Genomic DNA, 16,718 nt, shown 5'->3' with positions numbered 1-16,718 from the left:
GCGCAGTCTGCCGGCTTTGGGCTTCAGGCCGCAAGCGCGGCGCTCAAAGCTGTTAGCTGGTTCAAGCTTGCAGTCTGGCTGCGATGACATCCATGAGCCGCTCACCGATTCGCGTATCGAAGGCATTGTCGATCTCGCGGATGCAGGTCGGACTGGTGATGTTGATTTCGGTCAGGTAATCGCCAATCACGTCCAGGCCGACGAACAGCAGCCCGCGTGCGCGTAGTTCCGGTCCTACGATCGACGCGATCTCGCGGTCGCGTTCGGAAAGCGGCTGCGCCACGCCGCGTCCGCCGGCCGCCAGGTTGCCCCGCGTTTCCCCGGCCGCTGGGATGCGCGCCAGGCAGTAAGGCACCGGTTCACCGTCGATCATCAGGATGCGCTTGTCGCCGTCCTTGATCGCAGGGATGTAGCGCTGCGCCATGATCTGCCGGCTGCCGTGCTCGGTCAGTACCTCGAGCATTACCGAGAGGTTCGGGTCGCCCTCGCGATGACGGAAGATCGATGCGCCGCCCATCTCGTCCAAGGGTTTGAGAATGATGTCACGATGCTCCGCGGCGAACTGACGCAGAATGTCTGAGCGCCGGCTGACCAGCGTCGGCGGGGTGCACTGTGGGAATTGGGTGGCAAAGAACTTTTCGTTGCAGTCGCGCAGGCTCTGCGGACGATTGACTACCAGCGTGCCGGCCTTTTCAGCGAGTTCGAGTAAGTAGGTAGCGTAAACGTACTCGCTGTTGAACGGTGGGTCCTTGCGCATGAGGATGACGTCCAGCTCGGCGAGCGGCGCGTCGATTTCCTCACCCAGCTCGAACCAGTGCTGCGAATCATTGAACACCCTGAGCGAACACATCCGCGCGCGCGCCTGACTCTGCAGCTGGTAGAGGTCGCGCTGCTCCATATAGTGCAGTGACCAACCGCGCGCTTGTGCGGCAAGCAGCATGGCAAGCGAGCTGTCCTTCTTGAAGGAGATCTGCGCGATGGGGTCCATGATGATTCCGACGCGAATGGTCATGTGCGTTGCTCCGGCGGTTGGCAGGTTTGTGCCTGGGTTCGACCGCGGCAGATTGGCGTCGGTTGAGCACTGGGTCAAGGAAAAAACAGCCACTTGCGGCGTCGATGGCATGCCGTCAATCGACTGTGCTACAAAGGCTTGCGCTCGTGCCGATGCCCCAGTATGCGGCGGCTCGCACCGCGCGAAGAACGAACGAAGATTGATTCACCGAGGCGATGGTAGGGCGAAATGGAACAGCACTCCGAGGGCTTGAAGGTCATGGTGATCGACGATTCGAAAACGATTCGTCGGACCGCTGAAACCCTGCTGAAAAAGGTAGGGTGCGACGTCATCACCGCGGTGGATGGATTCGATGCACTGGCGAAGATCGCCGATACCCACCCCCGCATCATCTTCGTAGACATTATGATGCCCAGGCTGGATGGCTATCAGACCTGTGCGCTCATCAAGAACAACAGTTCCTTCAAGTCGACGCCGGTCATCATGCTCTCGTCCAAGGACGGTCTGTTCGACAAGGCCAAGGGGCGGATCGTCGGGTCTGATCAGTATCTGACCAAGCCGTTCAGCAAAGAAGAGCTGCTCGGTGCGATCAAGGCCCATGTGCCGGACTTCGCGCCGGTGGAGCAGGCATCCTGAACCTTGGCATAGACTTGCCGCTGAAGCCTTTGTAACGGAGATAACATGGCCCGCGTTCTTATTGTTGATGACTCGCCGACCGAAATGTACAAGCTGGCTGCGATGCTCGAGAAGCATGGCCACGTAGTGCTCAAGGCCGAGAACGGCGCCGACGGCGTGGCCCTCGCGCGGCAGGAAAAGCCCGATGCGGTTCTGATGGATATCGTGATGCCGGGGCTCAACGGCTTTCAGGCCACGCGCCAGCTGACCAAGGATGCGGAAACCAGTCACATTCCTGTGATCATCGTCACCACCAAGGATCAGGAAACCGATAAGGTCTGGGGCAAGCGCCAGGGGGCCAAGGATTACCTGACCAAACCGGTGGACGAGGCAACCCTGCTCAAGACCCTGAACGCCGTGCTGGCGGGCTAAGCATCGCGCACGCGGACAAGGGAATGGCCGGTATGTCGGAACAGCAGACACCCTTCCAGCGATTGCTTGAGCTTGATGCGCGGTCGCGCGCATCGGCTGCCGGTTTGCCCTCGCAACAGGAGGCGGTGCAGACCTGGGGGGGGATCGGATTTCGTATGGGCGGGCGGCTGTTTGTCGCGCCGATGGGGGAGGTCAGCGAAATTCTCCACGAGCCTCGTTTCACCGCTCTGCCAGGCGTCAAGGATTGGGTGAAGGGAGTGGCCAACGTGCGAGGCCGGCTGTTGCCGGTAATGGATCTGTGCGGTTACCTGGGGTACGAGCTGGCGCCACTGCGTAAGCAGCGGCGGGTGCTGATCGTCGATCACCAGGAAGTTTTCGCGGGGCTGACCGTGGACGAGGTCTTCGGCATGCAGCATTTCCCGGTGGAAGCCTACTCCGAGGAGCTGCCGCCAGTGGAAGCGGCGATCCAGCCTTTCCTGCACGGTGTTTTTCAGCGCGAGCAGCCCTGGTTGGTGTTCAGTCCGCACGCTCTGGTTGGGCATCCGTCGTTCATGGATGTGTCGTGCTAAACGGATGAGTTGTAGGCGAGGTCGGCCTTGGGCCGGCCTTTTGGTTCTTGATGGAAGCGTACAGGGGGCCAGGCGGGGGCTCGGATAATGAGAAAGATCAATGCCAATGCTTTGTTGAGCGGAGTGCGGAGCAACACGCTCATCACGGGTCTCTTCGTCGTTCTGATCGTTGCCATCGTATTGCTGTTCGCGAACTTCGCGTACATCAATACGCAGGCCGATTACGACAACGAATACATCGCCCATGCTGGCGAGCTGCGAGTGCTGTCCCAGCGTATCGCGAAGAACGCGGTTGAAGCCGCGGCCGGTACGCAAGAAGCCTTCGTGTCTCTCAAGGAAGCACGCAACGAATTCGACAAGCGCTGGGGCTACCTCGCTCAGGGCGATGAGGCCATCGGCCTGCCGCCTGTGCCGCAGTCGCTGGCGACCGAAGTCGAGGCCGTGCAGCAGGACTGGAACACCCTGCGTCGCGACACCGACGCCATCCTGGCGAGCGAGCAGACCGTACTCTCACTGCATCAGGTCGCTACGACGCTCGCCGAGACGATTCCGCAGCTGCAGGTCGAATACGAAGAGGTGGTCGACATCCTGCTCGAAAGCGGCGCACCCGCTGCGCAGGTTTCGGTCGCTCAGCGCCAGTCCTTGCTCGCCGAACGTATTCTTGGCTCTGTCAACAAGGTACTTTCCGGCGACGAGGATTCGGTACAGGCGGCGGACATGTTTGGTCGCGACGCCAGCCTCTTTGGCCGGGTATTGAATGCGATGCTCGAAGGCAACGTTGCCATGGGCATCTCCAAGGTGTCCGATGAGGAAGCCCTGGACCGCCTGGGCGAGATTTCCGAGTTGTTCCAGTTCGTCTCCGGTTCGGTAGACGAAATTCTCGAAACCTCGCCTGAGCTGTTCCAGGTGCGTGAGTCGGCGAATAGCATCTTTGAAGTCTCGCAAACCCTGCTCGACAAGACCTCCGCGCTGTCCGGCGGTCTGCAGGCGCGCGCCGATGCGCGCTACCTGAATACGCTTGCTGGCTATGTGCTGGGTGCGCTGGCTCTGGCGGCGATCATCCTGATCGGTCTGGTCATGGTTCGGGAGGCCCGTCGGCGTCTCAGCGAGACGGCGGAGAAGAACGAGCGTAACCAGGCCGCGATCCTGCGGCTGCTCGATGAAATCGGCGACCTCGCAGACGGCGACCTGACGGTGGCAGCGACTGTGACCGAGGATTTTACCGGCGCCATCGCCGACTCGATCAATTACTCGATCGATCAGCTGCGCGAACTGGTGGCGACGATCAACCAGACCGCGGTGCAGGTGTCCGGTGCGGCCCAGGAAACCCAGGCAACCGCGATGCACCTCGCGGAGGCTTCCGAGCATCAGGCCCAGGAAATCGCCGGGGCTTCGGCTGCGGTGAACGAGATGGCGGTGTCCATTGACCAGGTATCGGCCAACGCCGCGGAGTCCTCGGCGGTAGCAGAGCGCTCGGTAGCCATCGCCAACAAGGGCAATGAGGTGGTGCATAACACCATCACCGGCATGGACAACATTCGCGAGCAGATTCAGGACACCTCCAAGCGAATCAAGCGTCTCGGGGAGTCGTCGCAGGAGATCGGGGACATCGTCAGCCTGATCAACGACATCGCCGACCAGACCAACATCCTCGCGCTCAACGCCGCGATCCAGGCATCCATGGCGGGCGATGCAGGTCGTGGCTTCGCCGTGGTAGCGGACGAGGTTCAGCGTCTGGCAGAGCGCTCCTCGGCGGCTACCAAACAGATCGAGGCGCTGGTCAAGACCATTCAGACCGACACCAACGAGGCGGTGATTTCGATGGAGCAGACCACTGCGGAGGTAGTGCGTGGAGCGCGCCTGGCGCAGGACGCGGGTGTCGCCCTGGAAGAGATCGAGAAGGTATCCAAGACGCTTGCGGCGCTGATCCAGAACATTTCCAACGCGGCGCGTCAGCAGGCATCCTCGGCCGGCCACATTTCCAACACCATGAACGTGATCCAGGAGATCACTTCGCAAACGTCCTCGGGTACCACCGCTACGGCGAAGAGCATCGGTAACCTCGCGAAGATGGCCAACGAGATGCGTCAGTCGGTTTCGGGCTTCACCTTGCCGGAAACGAACGGACAGGCCTGAGCGCTGGGCGATGGCGGCTGAACCTGCCGTCGCCGGTCTTGAACGAGGGCACGACATGCAGCCGCAGTTTGACTGGTCGCTCGAACCCCCGGTCGATATGTCGCTCACGGAATTTCGTGATTGGCAGATGCTGCTCGAAGAGCGCTCCGGCATGGTGGTGAACGAGGGGCGTCGCGCCTTTCTCCAGACAAACCTCCGGGCGCGCATGCGCGAGGTCGGTGTCGGTGATTACGCGAGCTATTACCGGCGGGTGACCGACGGTCCCCGCGGCGCGGTGGAGTGGTCGACCCTCATGGATCGGCTGACGGTGCAGGAAACCTGTTTCTTTCGGCATCCGCCCTCGTTTTTCGCCCTGGAGACCTACCTGGCCGGCCGCCTGGCCCGCGAAGGGATGCGCAGACCCTGGTCGCTGTGGAGCGTTGGTTGTTCCAGCGGCGAAGAGACCTATTCCATGGCCATGAGTGCAGCCGAGGTGCTGCGTGAAGCCTCGGTTAGCGGCGGTTTCGGCGTCACCGGGACGGATATCAGCCTCAGCGCGTTGGGCAAATGCCGTGAGGCGGCTTACGCGAGCAGGCGCCTGGAGCAGGTCCCGATTGAGCGTAGGGAACGCTACTTTCAGAGCGTCGCCGACAGTCGCTTCCAAGTCACCGCTACGCTGGCCTCGCGTGTCTGCTTTGCGAAGCTGAACGTGCTGGACCTGGCCGACGCGCCAATGTCCGGCCTCGACGTCATCTTCTGTCAGAACCTGCTGATTTATTTCCGACGCTGGCGTCGGCGCGAGATCCTCAATCGGCTCGCTGAACGGCTTGCGCCTGGCGGCTTACTGTTGATCGGGGTGGGCGAAATGGCAACTTGGCAACATCCGGACCTGACGCCGTTGGACGACGATCGGGTTCTGGCCTTTATCCGGAAAAAACAATGAGCGGAGTCGCTATGGGTGATCGGCACGATTATGTCGCCCTGGAGTGGGTGAAAGGCGAGATCGCCGAGACGCTTAAGCAGGCACGCCAAGCGCTCGAAGCCTATGTTGAGTCGCCGGCGGACCCGACTCAGATGGGCTTCTGCCTGACCTATGTGCATCAGGTCCACGGCACGCTGCAGATGGTCGAGTTCTTCGGCGCTGCGCTGCTCGCCGAAGAGATGGAGCAGCTGGCTCGCGCATTGCTCGAGGAGCGTGTGGCCAATCGCACCGAGTCGCTCGAGGTCCTGATGCAGTCGATCCTGCAGCTGCCTGCTTACCTGGATCGGATCCAGAGCGCGCGGCGCGACCTGCCGATGGTCGTGCTGCCCTTACTCAACGACCTGCGTGCCGCTCGCGGGGAAAAGCTGCTTTCGGAAACCAGCCTGTTCGCGCCTGATCTGTCCAGCCGGCTGCCGGCGCTGCCGCGCGAGTCGGTGGATCGATTGCGGACCGACGACCTGCCGGGGTTGCTGCGCAAGCTGCGCCAGATGCAACAGACGGCGCTGGTCGGGATCATTCGCAACCAGGACCTGGCAACCAACCTCGGCTATATGGCGAGGGTGTTCGTCCGGCTCGAACAGCTATGCAAGGACGCGCCGCTCGCGCCGCTCTGGCAGATATCCGCGGCGCTCGTCGAAGGGCTCGCCAGCGGTGGCGTTGCCAATGGTGCATCCATCCGAACGTTGCTACGCCAAGTCGACCGTGAGCTCAAACGTCTGGTCGAGCAGGGCGTGGACGGCATCAATCAGCCGGCTCCGGAAGAGCTGATCAAGAATCTGTTGTTCTACGTGGCCAAGGCGCCCGGGCAGTCGTCCCGGCTGCTCGCGGTCAAGGAGCAATATCGCCTAGACGAAGCGCTGCCGGACACCGCGATCGTCGACCAGGAACGCGCGCAGCTGGCCGGCCCTGACCGCGGCGCCATGCGCTCTGTGGTTGCCGCGCTCTGCGAGGAGCTGGTCAGGGTCAAGGACAGTCTCGATCTTTTCGTTCGCAGCGAGCGCAAGATACTGACCGAGTTGCTCGGACTCCCGGCACCGCTCAAGCAGATTGCCGACACGCTGGCGGTATTGGGCTTCGCCCAACCGCGTCGGATCATTCTTGACCAGATCGTATTGGTACAGGCGCTGGTCGATGGCGACCGCGAGCCGGACGATGCAGTCCTGATGGACATCGCTGGCGCACTGCTCTATGTCGAGGCCACGCTTGCCGGCATGGTGGGCTCGAGCGAGGAGCGGGGCGAAGACAGCCATTTGCCGACGACCGACGTCGCGCGCATTCATCAATTGGTGATCAAGGAAGCGCGCACGGCCCTGGAACAGGCGAAGGACGCCATCATCGAATTCATTGCCTCGCAATGGAACCACGAGCATCTGGCGCGGGTGCCTGAATTGCTTACCCAAGCGCGTGGCGGCCTGGCGATGATCCCCCTGCAGCGCGCGGCAGCTTTGTTGCAGGCCTGCAACGGCTACATCGAAGAACAGCTGCTGGCTCGCAAGGCGGTACCTGACTGGCAGAGCCTCGACGCCCTGGCCGATGCGATCACCAGCGTCGAGTACTACCTGGAGCGACTGGCCGACGATTGTGGCAGCCAGGGCGATCTGATTCTCGATGTCGCTGCGGACAGCTTGGCGGATCTGGGCTACCCGGTTGAGGGTCCCGCGCACGCCGAGACGTGCAGCAGTGCCGACGCGGTGTCGAACGAGCACGACGAGAGCGAGGTACTCCCTGCGGATGAGCCAGCGGCAGGGGCCGAAGAGGAATGGCTCGTTGCCGCTGACGCGTCGAAAGACGAAATCGCGTCGCCGGCCGAGCTCTTGGTCGAGGAAATCGATTTCGACACCCAGCCGTCCGATCCCTGGGCAATTGAACCGGAGCTTCCGGTCATAGCCGACAGCGGCGATGCGACGCTGGGGTCGAGCGACTTGCCCGCCGACAGCCAAGGCTCTCAAGAGGCGGCGTTGGCCAATGATGACGCGGCCCTCTCTTCCGACTTCATGCAGGCGGAGGTTGCTCCCGAAGAGACCTGGTCGCTGTTCGACGAGACGGTTTCCGACTCCCGGCCTGCCCGCTGGGATGAAAGCGAGCTGCTTGATCTGCAACTGCCGGAGGTTGAGCTCCCGCCGCTGGCGGCGGAAACGATGGAACACACTAGCGAGCCGGAGCAGGTCACCCTTGAAGATGTGATGGCCGCCCCGGTAGCCAGTATCAACCCGCCGGCGCAGGATGCCCCGCCGAGCCTGTTGCCGCCGCCGGCGGACGAAGAGCCGGTGGACGACGAATTGCTCGAGGTCTTCATCGAGGAGGCTGCCGAGGTATTGGAGACGATCGGCGAGAACCTGCCGGCCTGGGCTGCAGCCGATGACAGTGATGCGCTGGTGGAGATCCGCCGCGCATTCCATACCCTCAAGGGCAGTGGACGGATGGTTCGCGCACTGGTGATCGGCGAGTTGGCCTGGTCGATCGAGAACCTACTCAATCGGGTCCTCGACGGCAGTATCCAGACCGACGAAGCGGTACGGCATGTAGTGGCTGATGTGGTGGCGTTGATGCCCGAGCTTGTCGAAGAATTCGCCGGCAAGGCCCAGCGCCAGCGCGACGATGTCGACCGTCTGGCTGCCGCCGCGCATGCGCTGGCCAGAGGCGAGGCGCCTGTGGCCATCATGCCGGCCCAGCCAACCACTTCGTCCGCGTCGGCTCTTGAACTGCCGGTCGCCGACGAGCTTGATCCGCAGTTGCTGGAAATATTCCGCAACGAGGCGGAGGCACATCTGGCGACCTTGGTCGGTTTTCTCGCCGATTGCGCGCAGTCCCTTCCTCAGCCGGTGACCGATGCGTTGCAACGTGCCCTGCATACGCTCAAAGGCAGTGCGCACATGGCTGGTGTATTGCCCGTGGCGGAGATCGCGACGCCACTGGAGAGGATGGTCAAGGAGTTCAAGAACAACCTGCTGCAGATCGACCTGGCCGAGGCAGAGCTGCTGCGCGATGCCGAGCAGCTGCTGCGCCAGGGGCTGGCGAATCTGGACGAGCAGCCGCTGGCGGCCATCCCGGGCACAGACGCGTTTCTCGAGCGCGTCCAGGCGTTGCACCAGCGCCGCCTAGCCGAGGCGGCTTCACGCACCGAGAATGACAAGGGCGAAGCGCGTGACCCTAGCGTGATCGCCCGCTTTCTGGCCGAAGGCATGGATATTCTGCTCGATGCCGAGGCACTGCTGCGCAGCTGGCGCGACCATCCCTCCGAGCGTCAGGAACTCACCGCTCTGCTCGATGAGCTGGCCGCACTGGGCCGCGGCGCGCAGATGGCCGATCTGCCGCAGATGGACGATCTGTGCCAGGCGCTGCTGGCGCTTTATGGTTTGGCGCAAGAGGGCCGTCTGCTGCTCGACGAGCAGTTTTTCGATACCGTCGAGGCCGCACATGAGGCTCTTGTCGGGATGATGGATCAGGTGGCGGCGGCCCTGCAGGTCACGCCGCAGCCCGAGTTGGTCGAGCGCCTTCAGGGGCTGCGTCAGGCGGCACGGCCCGAGACAACGCTGAATGTCAGCGAGCCCGTGCAGTGTGATGAGCCGGTTCTGGAACCCGCATCATCTAGTGCCGAAGCCGAAGCCGAAGCCGAAGCCGAAGCCGAAGCCGAAGCCGAAGCCGAAGCCGAAGCCGAAGCCGAAGCCGAAGCCGAAGCCGAAGCCGAAGCCGAAGCCGAAGCCGAAGCCGAACCGCAAGATTTTGATCAGGATATGGTCGAGATCTTCCTCGATGAGGCGGTGGACCTGCTGGAGAGCGCCGGTGAAGCGCTGGAGCGCTGGCTGGCCGAGCCGTCTGATCAGTTGACCCTGTCCTCGTTGCTGCGCGATCTGCATACGCTCAAGGGCGGCGCACGCATGGCGGGAGTCCGTCCAGTAGGCGATTTGGCTCACGAACTCGAGTCGCTTTACGAAGGGCTGGCCGACGGGCGTTATGCCTACTCGGGTGCGCTCTCCGGGTTGTTGCATCGCAGCCACGACCAGCTGGCCCAGCAGCTCGAGCAGCTACAGGCGCACGAGCCGATGGTTTCTGCCGCACCCTTGATCGAAGCGATCAGGGCCTATCGGCAGGGCGCGATGACCGAGCTTGATGAGCCGGTCGGTCCGATGGCCGACGATCGCCTGCAAGCCGAATCGGCGTTGCCGGCCGACGAACAATCCGATGTTCTCGTCGACGAGCCGCTGGACCAAGCTGTGCCCGAAGCCGAAGCCGAAGCCGAAGCCGAAGCCGAAGCCGAAGCCGAAGCCGAAGCCGAAGCCGCGGAGACCGAAACGGATGTGGGCATCGGGGCCGACGAACCCGCGTCGCTCCCACGGGCCATGGCAGACGAGTCTTCGGTGCCTGCCGTATCACCCGAGCACGACCCCGAACTGGTGGAAATCTTCCTTGAGGAAGGGCTCGATCTGATCGAAAGCGCTGCAGCTGGCCTGCATCGCTGGATGGCCGATGTCGACAACAGTCTTGAGCTCGAAGCCTTGCAGCGCGATCTGCATACGCTCAAGGGCGGTGCGCGCATGGCCGAGGTCCGCGAGGTAGGCGATCTCGCTCATGAACTGGAGTTTCTTTACGAAGGTCTGTGCGCTGGCCGTTACCGGGCCAGTCCGGTGCTGTTCGAGCTGCTGCTTGGTGCGCAGGATGCACTCGCTGCCATGCTCGAGGCGCTACGCAACGGCGCTCCCATCCCTGACGGGAACGCCCACATCGAGGCGATTCGGCACTTCCGTCTCAACCCTCAAGAGCAACTGAGCGAGCCAAGCACGGTCACGCTGCGTGCCGCCAGCCAGCCGAATGCAGCTGCCGAAGCGGAGATTCTGGACATCTTCGTCGAGGAAGCCGACGAACTGCTCGAGGAGCTGGACGCTGCCTTGGGCCGCCTTGACGGCGCGGCAGCGGACGGAGGGCAGCTCGGCGAGATGCTGCGCATCCTTCACACGCTCAAGGGAGGTGCCCGTCTGGCCGGCCAGGCGGACCTGGGCAATCTGGCGCATGACCTCGAACAGCGTCTGACCGAGGCGCAACAGCAGGGAGCGCCCTGGGCCGATAGCCTGCATCTGGATGTGCAGCGTGGTTATGAGGCGCTGCAGAAGGCTGTCGATCAACTCAAGGAAGTTCTGGCCAGTGACGGCGAGACAGCGAGCGCTGCCGAGCGCACCGAGCCTGCTGTGGTCGCGCAGCTGCCACGGCCGATCGTCGCCGCGAGTGCGGCGGGCGACCTGGCCAACCATACGCCGGCCAAGGTTCTGCCCTTCATTCGACGTGCCCAGCAGGCAGCCCAGGACGCCGCTGCGCGCAGGGCACCGCAGGAGATGATCAAGGTTCCGGCCGAGCTGCTCGAAGGGCTGGTGAATCTGGCTGGGGAGACCTCGATTTTCCGCGGTCGGGTCGAGCAGCAGGTCAGCGATGTGAGCTTCACGCTGAGCGAGATGGAAGCCACCATCGAGCGGGTCCGCGATCAGTTGCGTCGCCTCGACACCGAAACCCAGGCGCAGATTCTCAGCCGCTATCAGGCCGAGGCAGAGCGCGCCGGCTACGATGACTTCGACCCACTCGAAATGGACCGTCATTCGCAGCTGCAACAGCTGTCGCGTTCGCTGTTCGAGTCGGCCTCCGACCTGCTCGATCTGAAAGAAACGCTGGCGGCGCGCAACCGCGATGCCGAAACGCTTTTGTTGCAACAGGCGCGAGTCAATACCGAGCTGCAGGAAGGCCTGATGCGCACCCGCATGGTGCCGTTCGAGCGGCTGATACCGCGCCTGCGGCGCATCGTCCGGCAGGTTGCCTCCGAGCTGGGCAAGCAGGTCGAATTCGTGGTCGGCAACGCCAATGGCGAGATGGACCGCAGCGTACTCGAGCGCATCGTCGCCCCGCTGGAGCACATGCTGCGCAATGCGGTCGACCATGGGATCGAGGCTACGGCCGCCCGGCGGGCAGCCGGCAAGCCCGAGCAAGGCACGATTCGTCTGGATCTCGGCCGTGAGGGTGGCGACATCCTGCTGACGCTGAGCGACGACGGCGGTGGCATCAATCTCGAGGCGGTCCGGCGCAAGGCGATCGAGCGGGGGCTGATGACCAACGACAGCGAGCTCACCGAGCACGAGATCCTGCAGTTCATTCTGGAAGCCGGATTTTCCACGGCTGCGCAGGTGACCCAGATCTCCGGGCGGGGCGTGGGCATGGACGTGGTCCACTCGGAGGTCAAGCAGCTCGGTGGCTCCATGAGTATCGAGTCGACGCCGGGCCAGGGTACCCGCTTCCTGATTCGCCTGCCGTTCACCGTGTCGGTGAACCGGGCTCTGATGGTGTATTCGGGCGAGGATCTCTACGCGATTCCGCTCAACACGATCGAGGGCATCGTGCGGGTCTCGCCCTATGAGCTCGAGGCCTATTACCAGCCCGGTGCGCCGCGCTTCGAGTATGCCGGCCAGGCCTATGAACTGCGCTACCTGGGGGACCTGCTGAACAATGGTCAGCGACCCAAGCTGGTCGGGCAAAGCCTGCCGTTGCCGGTGATTCTGGTGCGCTCCAAGGACCACAGCGTTGCTGTGCAGGTGGACAGTCTCGCCGGTTCGCGTGAAATCGTGGTGAAGAGCCTGGGCGCGCAGTTCGCCGGAGTGGCAGGCATTTCCGGGGCCACCATTCTCGGGGACGGACGCGTGGTGGTGATTCTCGACCTGCTGGCGACCATTCGCCTGCAACACGCGCAGCAACTGATCCAGCAGCGTCCGCAACTGCTGCCGCAGGTGCCCGAGTCGGTCGAGCCCGAACATGGGCGGCCGACGCTGGTGATGGTGGTCGACGATTCGGTGACCGTGCGCAAGGTGACCAGCCGGTTGCTCGAGCGCAACGGCATGAACGTGATGACCGCAAAGGATGGCGTCGATGCGATCAGCCAACTGCAGGAACGCAAGCCGGACATCATGCTGCTGGACATCGAGATGCCACGCATGGACGGCTTCGAGGTCGCGGCGCTGGTGCGCCATGACGAGCGTCTGAAGGACCTGCCGATCATCATGATCACTTCGCGTACCGGCGAGAAACACCGCGAGCGGGCGCTGGCGATTGGCGTCAACCAATACCTGGGCAAGCCCTATCAGGAGTCGCTCTTGCTGGAGAGTATCGAACAGCTGGTGCACGGTCATGCCTGAGTCCAGTTCCGCTCGCATCGCCGTGCTCGCCGACACCTCGCTGCAGCGGCACGTTCTGCAGCAGGCGCTTGGCGCCAATGGTTATCAGGTCGTGCTCAATAGCGACCCGGCTCGTATGGAGCCGGCCGATCTCGCCGAGGCCGAGGCCGATCTGTGGCTGGTCGATCTCGCGCAGACCGAAGATTCACCGCTGGTCGATGCGCTGCTCGCTCGCGACAGCACCCTGGTGCTGTTCGGCGAGGGCCATGCGCCCGAGCGTCATTCGGAACATTACCCGCGCTGGGAGCGTCGACTGTTCGGCAAGCTCAAGCGTCTGGTCGGCGACCCCAGCCGGGAGGTCGGGCCGCGTCTGGACGTGTTGCAAGGCAAGCCTGGCGACGGTGGCAGTGGCCGGCTGGCGCTGCCTCCGACATTGCAGGCTGCCTTGGCCGAGCCCGGCACGGTGGCGCCTGAGGTCTGGTTGCTGGGGGCGTCGCTGGGCGGCCCCGAAGCGGTCAAGGCGTTTCTCGACGCGTTGCCGGCAGGGCTGCCGGTAGGCTTCGTCTACGCGCAGCACATCGAGGCGAGTTTCGAGCAGACTCTATGCCAGGTCATTGGTCGGCACAGCCAATGGCATGTAAGTCTGTGCCGCGATGGCGACGCGGTGCGCTGTGGCGAGGTGGTCATCGCGCCGATTGGCAACGAGCTGGCGTTCAGCGCCGATGGCCGCATGTCACGCAGTGCGCGCTGCTGGCCCGAGCCCTACAGTCCGTCGATCGATCAGATGATGCTCAACCTTGCGCAGCAGTTCGGCGCGCGGTGCGGGGCCATCGTGTTCAGCGGCATGGGCAGCGATGGCAGTACCGCGGCGGCCTACCTGCTGCGTCAGGGAGGGCAGATCTGGACCCAGCGGGCCGATTCCTGCGCCTGCTCCAGCATGCCGGACAACCTGCGAGACGGCGGCTACAGCGCGCTGAGCGGGGATCCGCGAGAGCTGGCCCAGGCGCTGGTCAACCATTTCGCACAGCGTGCCACTGCCACGCTCACCCAGGGGGTTCAGCCATGAGCCAATCGCTTGTTTCTTCCGAGGCTCCGGCCACGCTCAACTGTCTGTTGGTGCCGCTTGCCGACCGCCACCTGCTGATGCCCAACGTTACGGTGGCGGAGCTAATTGCCTACCGTCAGCCGCAGGCTACGCCGGGGTTGCCGGCCTGGTTGCTGGGACAGGTGCAATGGCGAGATCTGAACCTGCCGCTGCTCTGCTTCGAGGCGGCCGACGGCGGCGAAGCCCGATTAGGCGCGCAGGCGCGGGTCGTGGTGCTCAATGCGCTTGGCGGGCGCGATCACGTCAAGTTCATCGCGCTGCTGGTGCAGGGCATTCCGCGTCCGGTCAAGGTCGATGCCGGCCTGCCGCGCGCGAACGTCGCGCTAGGCCCGCTAGAGCTCGATGCGGTGAATCTGGGCGACGTGCAGGCGCGTATTCCCGATCTGGTCGCGCTGGAGCAGAAACTGGCGGACGCGGGGCTGATCTGAGGCTCCCGGCCTTCAGGCCAGGTCCCCCCATAGATACTGCGCTACGCTGAGCGCAACGACTGGCGCAGTTTCGGTACGCAAGACGCGCGGTCCCAGACGAGCCGGCAGGAAGCCCTGCTGGCGCGCCTGGTCGATTTCCGCCTCGCTGAGGCCACCTTCCGGACCGATCAATATCGCCAGGTTGCTTGGCGCAGCGTGCTCGGCGAGCGGGCTGGCAACCGGATGCAGCAGCAGTTTCAGATCGGCCTCGATGCCTAACCATTGCGCCAGGGTCTGCGGGGCGTGAAGGGTGGGTAGCACCGAGCGGCCGCACTGCTCGCAGGCGCTGATGGCAATCTGCCGCCAATGGGCCAGGCGCTTGTCCGCTCGCTCGTCGTTCAGGCGTACCTCGCAGCGATCGCTGATGATCGGCGTGATCTCCGTTGCACCGAGTTCCGTGGCTTTCTGAATGGCCCAGTCCATTCGCTCGCCGCGCGACAGGCCTTGGCCCAGGTGGATTTTCAGCGGCGACTCCGCCTGGCCGTGAAGCCGTTCGTCGAGCTCGACCTGCACCTGCTTCTTGCCGACCGCGCAGAGCCGGCCGCGATACTCGAAACCGCTGCCGTCGAACAGCTGGACCGCATCACCGACCCCCAGACGCAATACGCGCGCAATGTAATGGGCCTGGGCATCCGGCAGCTCGTGCCGGCCAAGAGTCAGGGTGAGATCGACGAAAAAGCGGGATAGGCGCATGGGTAACGAGCGAGCCGGCTGCACACAGAAAGGGTGCGCGATTGTAGCGCGTTGGCCCTGGCTGTGCGCCGTCAGCCCGGGTCGCGGAAGTCCGGATAGCGGCCTGGTACGGCGACCGTGACGGCGTCGCGGGTGGCCAGGTCGATGCCCTGCTCGGCGACTTCGGCGAGAAAGTCGATCTGTTCCTCGGTGATGCAGTAAGGCGGCAGGAAATACACCACGCTGCCCAGCGGTCGCAGCAGCGCGCCGCGGCTCAGCGCATGTTCGTAGACGCGCAATCCGCGGCGCTCCTGCCAGGGGTAGGCGGCCCGGCTGGCTTTGTCCTGGACCATCTCGATCGCCAGGGCCATGCCCGTCTGGCGAACCTCGGCGACATGGCGATGGTCGGCCAGGTGTGCGGTGGCCTGCGCCATGCGCGCTGCCAGGCGCTTGTTGGCTTCGATGACGTTGTCCTGCTCGAAGATATCCAGCGTCGCCAGCGCGGCGGCGCAGGCCAGTGGATTGCCGGTGTAGGTGTGCGAGTGCAGGAATGCGCGCAGGGTTTCGTAGTCGTCGTAGAACGCCTGATAGACCCGGTCAGTGGTCAGTACGGCGGCCATCGGCAGATAACCGCCGGTCAGCGCCTTCGACAGGCAGAGGAAATCCGGTGTGATACCGGCTTGTTCGCACGCGAACATCGTGCCGGTGCGACCGAAGCCCACGGCAATTTCGTCGTGGATCAGGTGCACGTCGTAGCGATCGCACGCCTCGCGCAACAGTTGCAGGTAGGCCGGGTGGTACATGCGCATGCCGCCGGCGCCCTGGATCAGCGGCTCGACGATGACCGCGGCAATCTCCTGATGGTGCTCGGCCAGGGTCCGCTCCATGTGCGCGAACATGCTGCGCGAATGCGCTTCCCAGCTCATGCCTTCCTCGCGCAGGTAGCAATCGGGGCTGGGCACCTTGAAGGTATCGAGCAGCAGCGGCTTGTAGGTGTCGGTGAACAGGGCGACATCGCCGACCGACATCGCCGCCACGGTTTCGCCGTGGTAGCTGTTGGTCAGGGTGACGAAGCGCTTCTTGCGCTCGCGCCCGCAGTTGCGCCAGTAGTGGAAGCTCATCTTCAGCGCGACCTCGATGCCGGTCGAGCCGTTGTCGGTGTAGAACACCCGGTCGAGCCCCGCTGGGGTCAGCGCCACCAGTCGTTCGGAAAGCTCGACCACCGGCTGATGGCTGAACCCGGCGAGCATGACGTGCTCGAGCTGATCGAGCTGGTCGCGGATGCGCTGGTTGATCCGCGGGTTGGCATGCCCGAACACGTTCACCCACCAGGAACTGACCGCATCGAGGTAGCGGTTGCCGTCGAAATCCTCGAGCCAGACACCTTCACCACGCTTGATCGGAATCAGCGGCAGCTGTTCGTGATCCTTCATCTGCGTGCAGGGGTGCCAGAGCACGGCGAGATCGCGTTGCATCCAGATCTGGTTCAGGCTCATGGTGTCGGGCTCCTTCATCGGGACGCCGCAGCCTAGCAGAAGGCGGCAGGTCGGTGCGGGCGGATCATATCGACAGGTGCGATGGTACGAAGCGAAAAAATGCGCTCT

The 16,718-nt window shown here is 63.7% G+C and carries 11 protein-coding genes; 8 read left to right on the top strand and 3 right to left on the bottom strand.

All coding sequences use genetic code 11. The annotated features are described in order from the left end of the window. Positions 1-61: 61 nt before the first annotated feature. Positions 62-1,012: a glutathione synthase gene (gene gshB / locus AC0KXH_RS17925; RefSeq protein ID WP_437270888.1), complete on the bottom strand. Its 951-nt coding sequence runs from the start codon at positions 1,010-1,012 to the stop codon at positions 62-64. A 228-nt stretch (positions 1,013-1,240) separates the two neighbouring features. Here gshB and pilG point away from each other — a divergent pair, with 228 nt between their 5' ends. The 8 genes from pilG to AC0KXH_RS17885 all read left to right on the top strand — a co-directional run bounded on the left by pilG (position 1,241) and on the right by AC0KXH_RS17885 (position 14,403). Beyond that, a complete protein-coding gene (gene pilG, locus AC0KXH_RS17920; RefSeq protein WP_003282729.1) occupies positions 1,241-1,648 on the top strand; it encodes a twitching motility response regulator PilG in 408 nt (135 codons plus the stop codon). 45 nt (positions 1,649-1,693) lie between these two features. Then, positions 1,694-2,059, top strand: coding sequence for a twitching motility response regulator PilH (gene pilH, locus AC0KXH_RS17915; RefSeq protein WP_041108377.1), 366 nt, complete (start codon positions 1,694-1,696; stop codon positions 2,057-2,059). 32 nt (positions 2,060-2,091) lie between these two features. Continuing rightward, positions 2,092-2,628, top strand: coding sequence for a chemotaxis protein CheW (locus tag AC0KXH_RS17910; RefSeq protein WP_041108376.1), 537 nt, complete (start codon positions 2,092-2,094; stop codon positions 2,626-2,628). An 87-nt stretch (positions 2,629-2,715) separates the two neighbouring features. Next, positions 2,716-4,764: a methyl-accepting chemotaxis protein gene (locus tag AC0KXH_RS17905; protein ID WP_041108374.1), complete on the top strand. Its 2,049-nt coding sequence runs from the start codon at positions 2,716-2,718 to the stop codon at positions 4,762-4,764. A gap of 55 nt (positions 4,765-4,819) precedes the next feature. Further along, complete coding sequence (locus AC0KXH_RS17900; protein WP_061339834.1) at positions 4,820-5,686, top strand: CheR family methyltransferase; 867 nt, start codon at positions 4,820-4,822, stop codon at positions 5,684-5,686. An 11-nt stretch (positions 5,687-5,697) separates the two neighbouring features. Then, positions 5,698-12,891, top strand: coding sequence for an Hpt domain-containing protein (locus AC0KXH_RS17895; RefSeq protein ID WP_488224624.1), 7,194 nt, complete (start codon positions 5,698-5,700; stop codon positions 12,889-12,891). Then, positions 12,884-13,936, top strand: coding sequence for a chemotaxis protein CheB (locus AC0KXH_RS17890; RefSeq protein WP_213151197.1), 1,053 nt, complete (start codon positions 12,884-12,886; stop codon positions 13,934-13,936). The genes AC0KXH_RS17895 and AC0KXH_RS17890 overlap by 8 nt, the downstream gene beginning before the upstream one ends. Beyond that, complete coding sequence (locus tag AC0KXH_RS17885; RefSeq protein ID WP_043222385.1) at positions 13,933-14,403, top strand: chemotaxis protein CheW; 471 nt, start codon at positions 13,933-13,935, stop codon at positions 14,401-14,403. Before AC0KXH_RS17890 ends, AC0KXH_RS17885 begins: the two co-directional genes overlap by 4 nt. A gap of 12 nt (positions 14,404-14,415) precedes the next feature. Here the strand turns inward: AC0KXH_RS17885 and AC0KXH_RS17880 are convergent, their stop codons facing one another. Further along, on the bottom strand, positions 14,416-15,135 hold the full coding sequence (locus AC0KXH_RS17880; RefSeq protein ID WP_200629434.1) for a 16S rRNA (uracil(1498)-N(3))-methyltransferase: 720 nt from the start codon (positions 15,133-15,135) through the stop codon (positions 14,416-14,418). A gap of 71 nt (positions 15,136-15,206) precedes the next feature. Continuing rightward, on the bottom strand, positions 15,207-16,610 hold the full coding sequence (locus AC0KXH_RS17875) for an adenosylmethionine--8-amino-7-oxononanoate transaminase (protein ID WP_043222384.1): 1,404 nt from the start codon (positions 16,608-16,610) through the stop codon (positions 15,207-15,209). Between the last annotated feature and the right edge of the window lie 108 nt (positions 16,611-16,718).

The sequence above is a fragment of the Stutzerimonas sp. CXK-1 genome (assembly GCF_057738225.1).
The sequence above is the reverse complement of the archived record's forward strand: the minus strand, read 5'-3'. Positions and strand labels throughout refer to the sequence as shown.

Excerpts from the sequence above, each read along its gene's own strand:
- gshB (WP_437270888.1), bottom strand. The coding sequence starts at position 1,012 with ATGACCATTCGCGTCGGAATCATCATGGACCCCATCGCGCAGATCTCC.
- pilG (WP_003282729.1), top strand. The coding sequence starts at position 1,241 with ATGGAACAGCACTCCGAGGGCTTGAAGGTCATGGTGATCGACGATTCG.
- pilH (WP_041108377.1), top strand. The coding sequence starts at position 1,694 with ATGGCCCGCGTTCTTATTGTTGATGACTCGCCGACCGAAATGTACAAG.
- AC0KXH_RS17910 (WP_041108376.1), top strand. The coding sequence starts at position 2,092 with ATGTCGGAACAGCAGACACCCTTCCAGCGATTGCTTGAGCTTGATGCG.
- AC0KXH_RS17905 (WP_041108374.1), top strand. The coding sequence starts at position 2,716 with ATGAGAAAGATCAATGCCAATGCTTTGTTGAGCGGAGTGCGGAGCAAC.
- AC0KXH_RS17900 (WP_061339834.1), top strand. The coding sequence starts at position 4,820 with ATGCAGCCGCAGTTTGACTGGTCGCTCGAACCCCCGGTCGATATGTCG.
- AC0KXH_RS17895 (WP_488224624.1), top strand. The coding sequence starts at position 5,698 with ATGGGTGATCGGCACGATTATGTCGCCCTGGAGTGGGTGAAAGGCGAG.
- AC0KXH_RS17890 (WP_213151197.1), top strand. The coding sequence starts at position 12,884 with ATGCCTGAGTCCAGTTCCGCTCGCATCGCCGTGCTCGCCGACACCTCG.
- AC0KXH_RS17885 (WP_043222385.1), top strand. The coding sequence starts at position 13,933 with ATGAGCCAATCGCTTGTTTCTTCCGAGGCTCCGGCCACGCTCAACTGT.
- AC0KXH_RS17880 (WP_200629434.1), bottom strand. The coding sequence starts at position 15,135 with ATGCGCCTATCCCGCTTTTTCGTCGATCTCACCCTGACTCTTGGCCGG.
- AC0KXH_RS17875 (WP_043222384.1), bottom strand. The coding sequence starts at position 16,610 with ATGAGCCTGAACCAGATCTGGATGCAACGCGATCTCGCCGTGCTCTGG.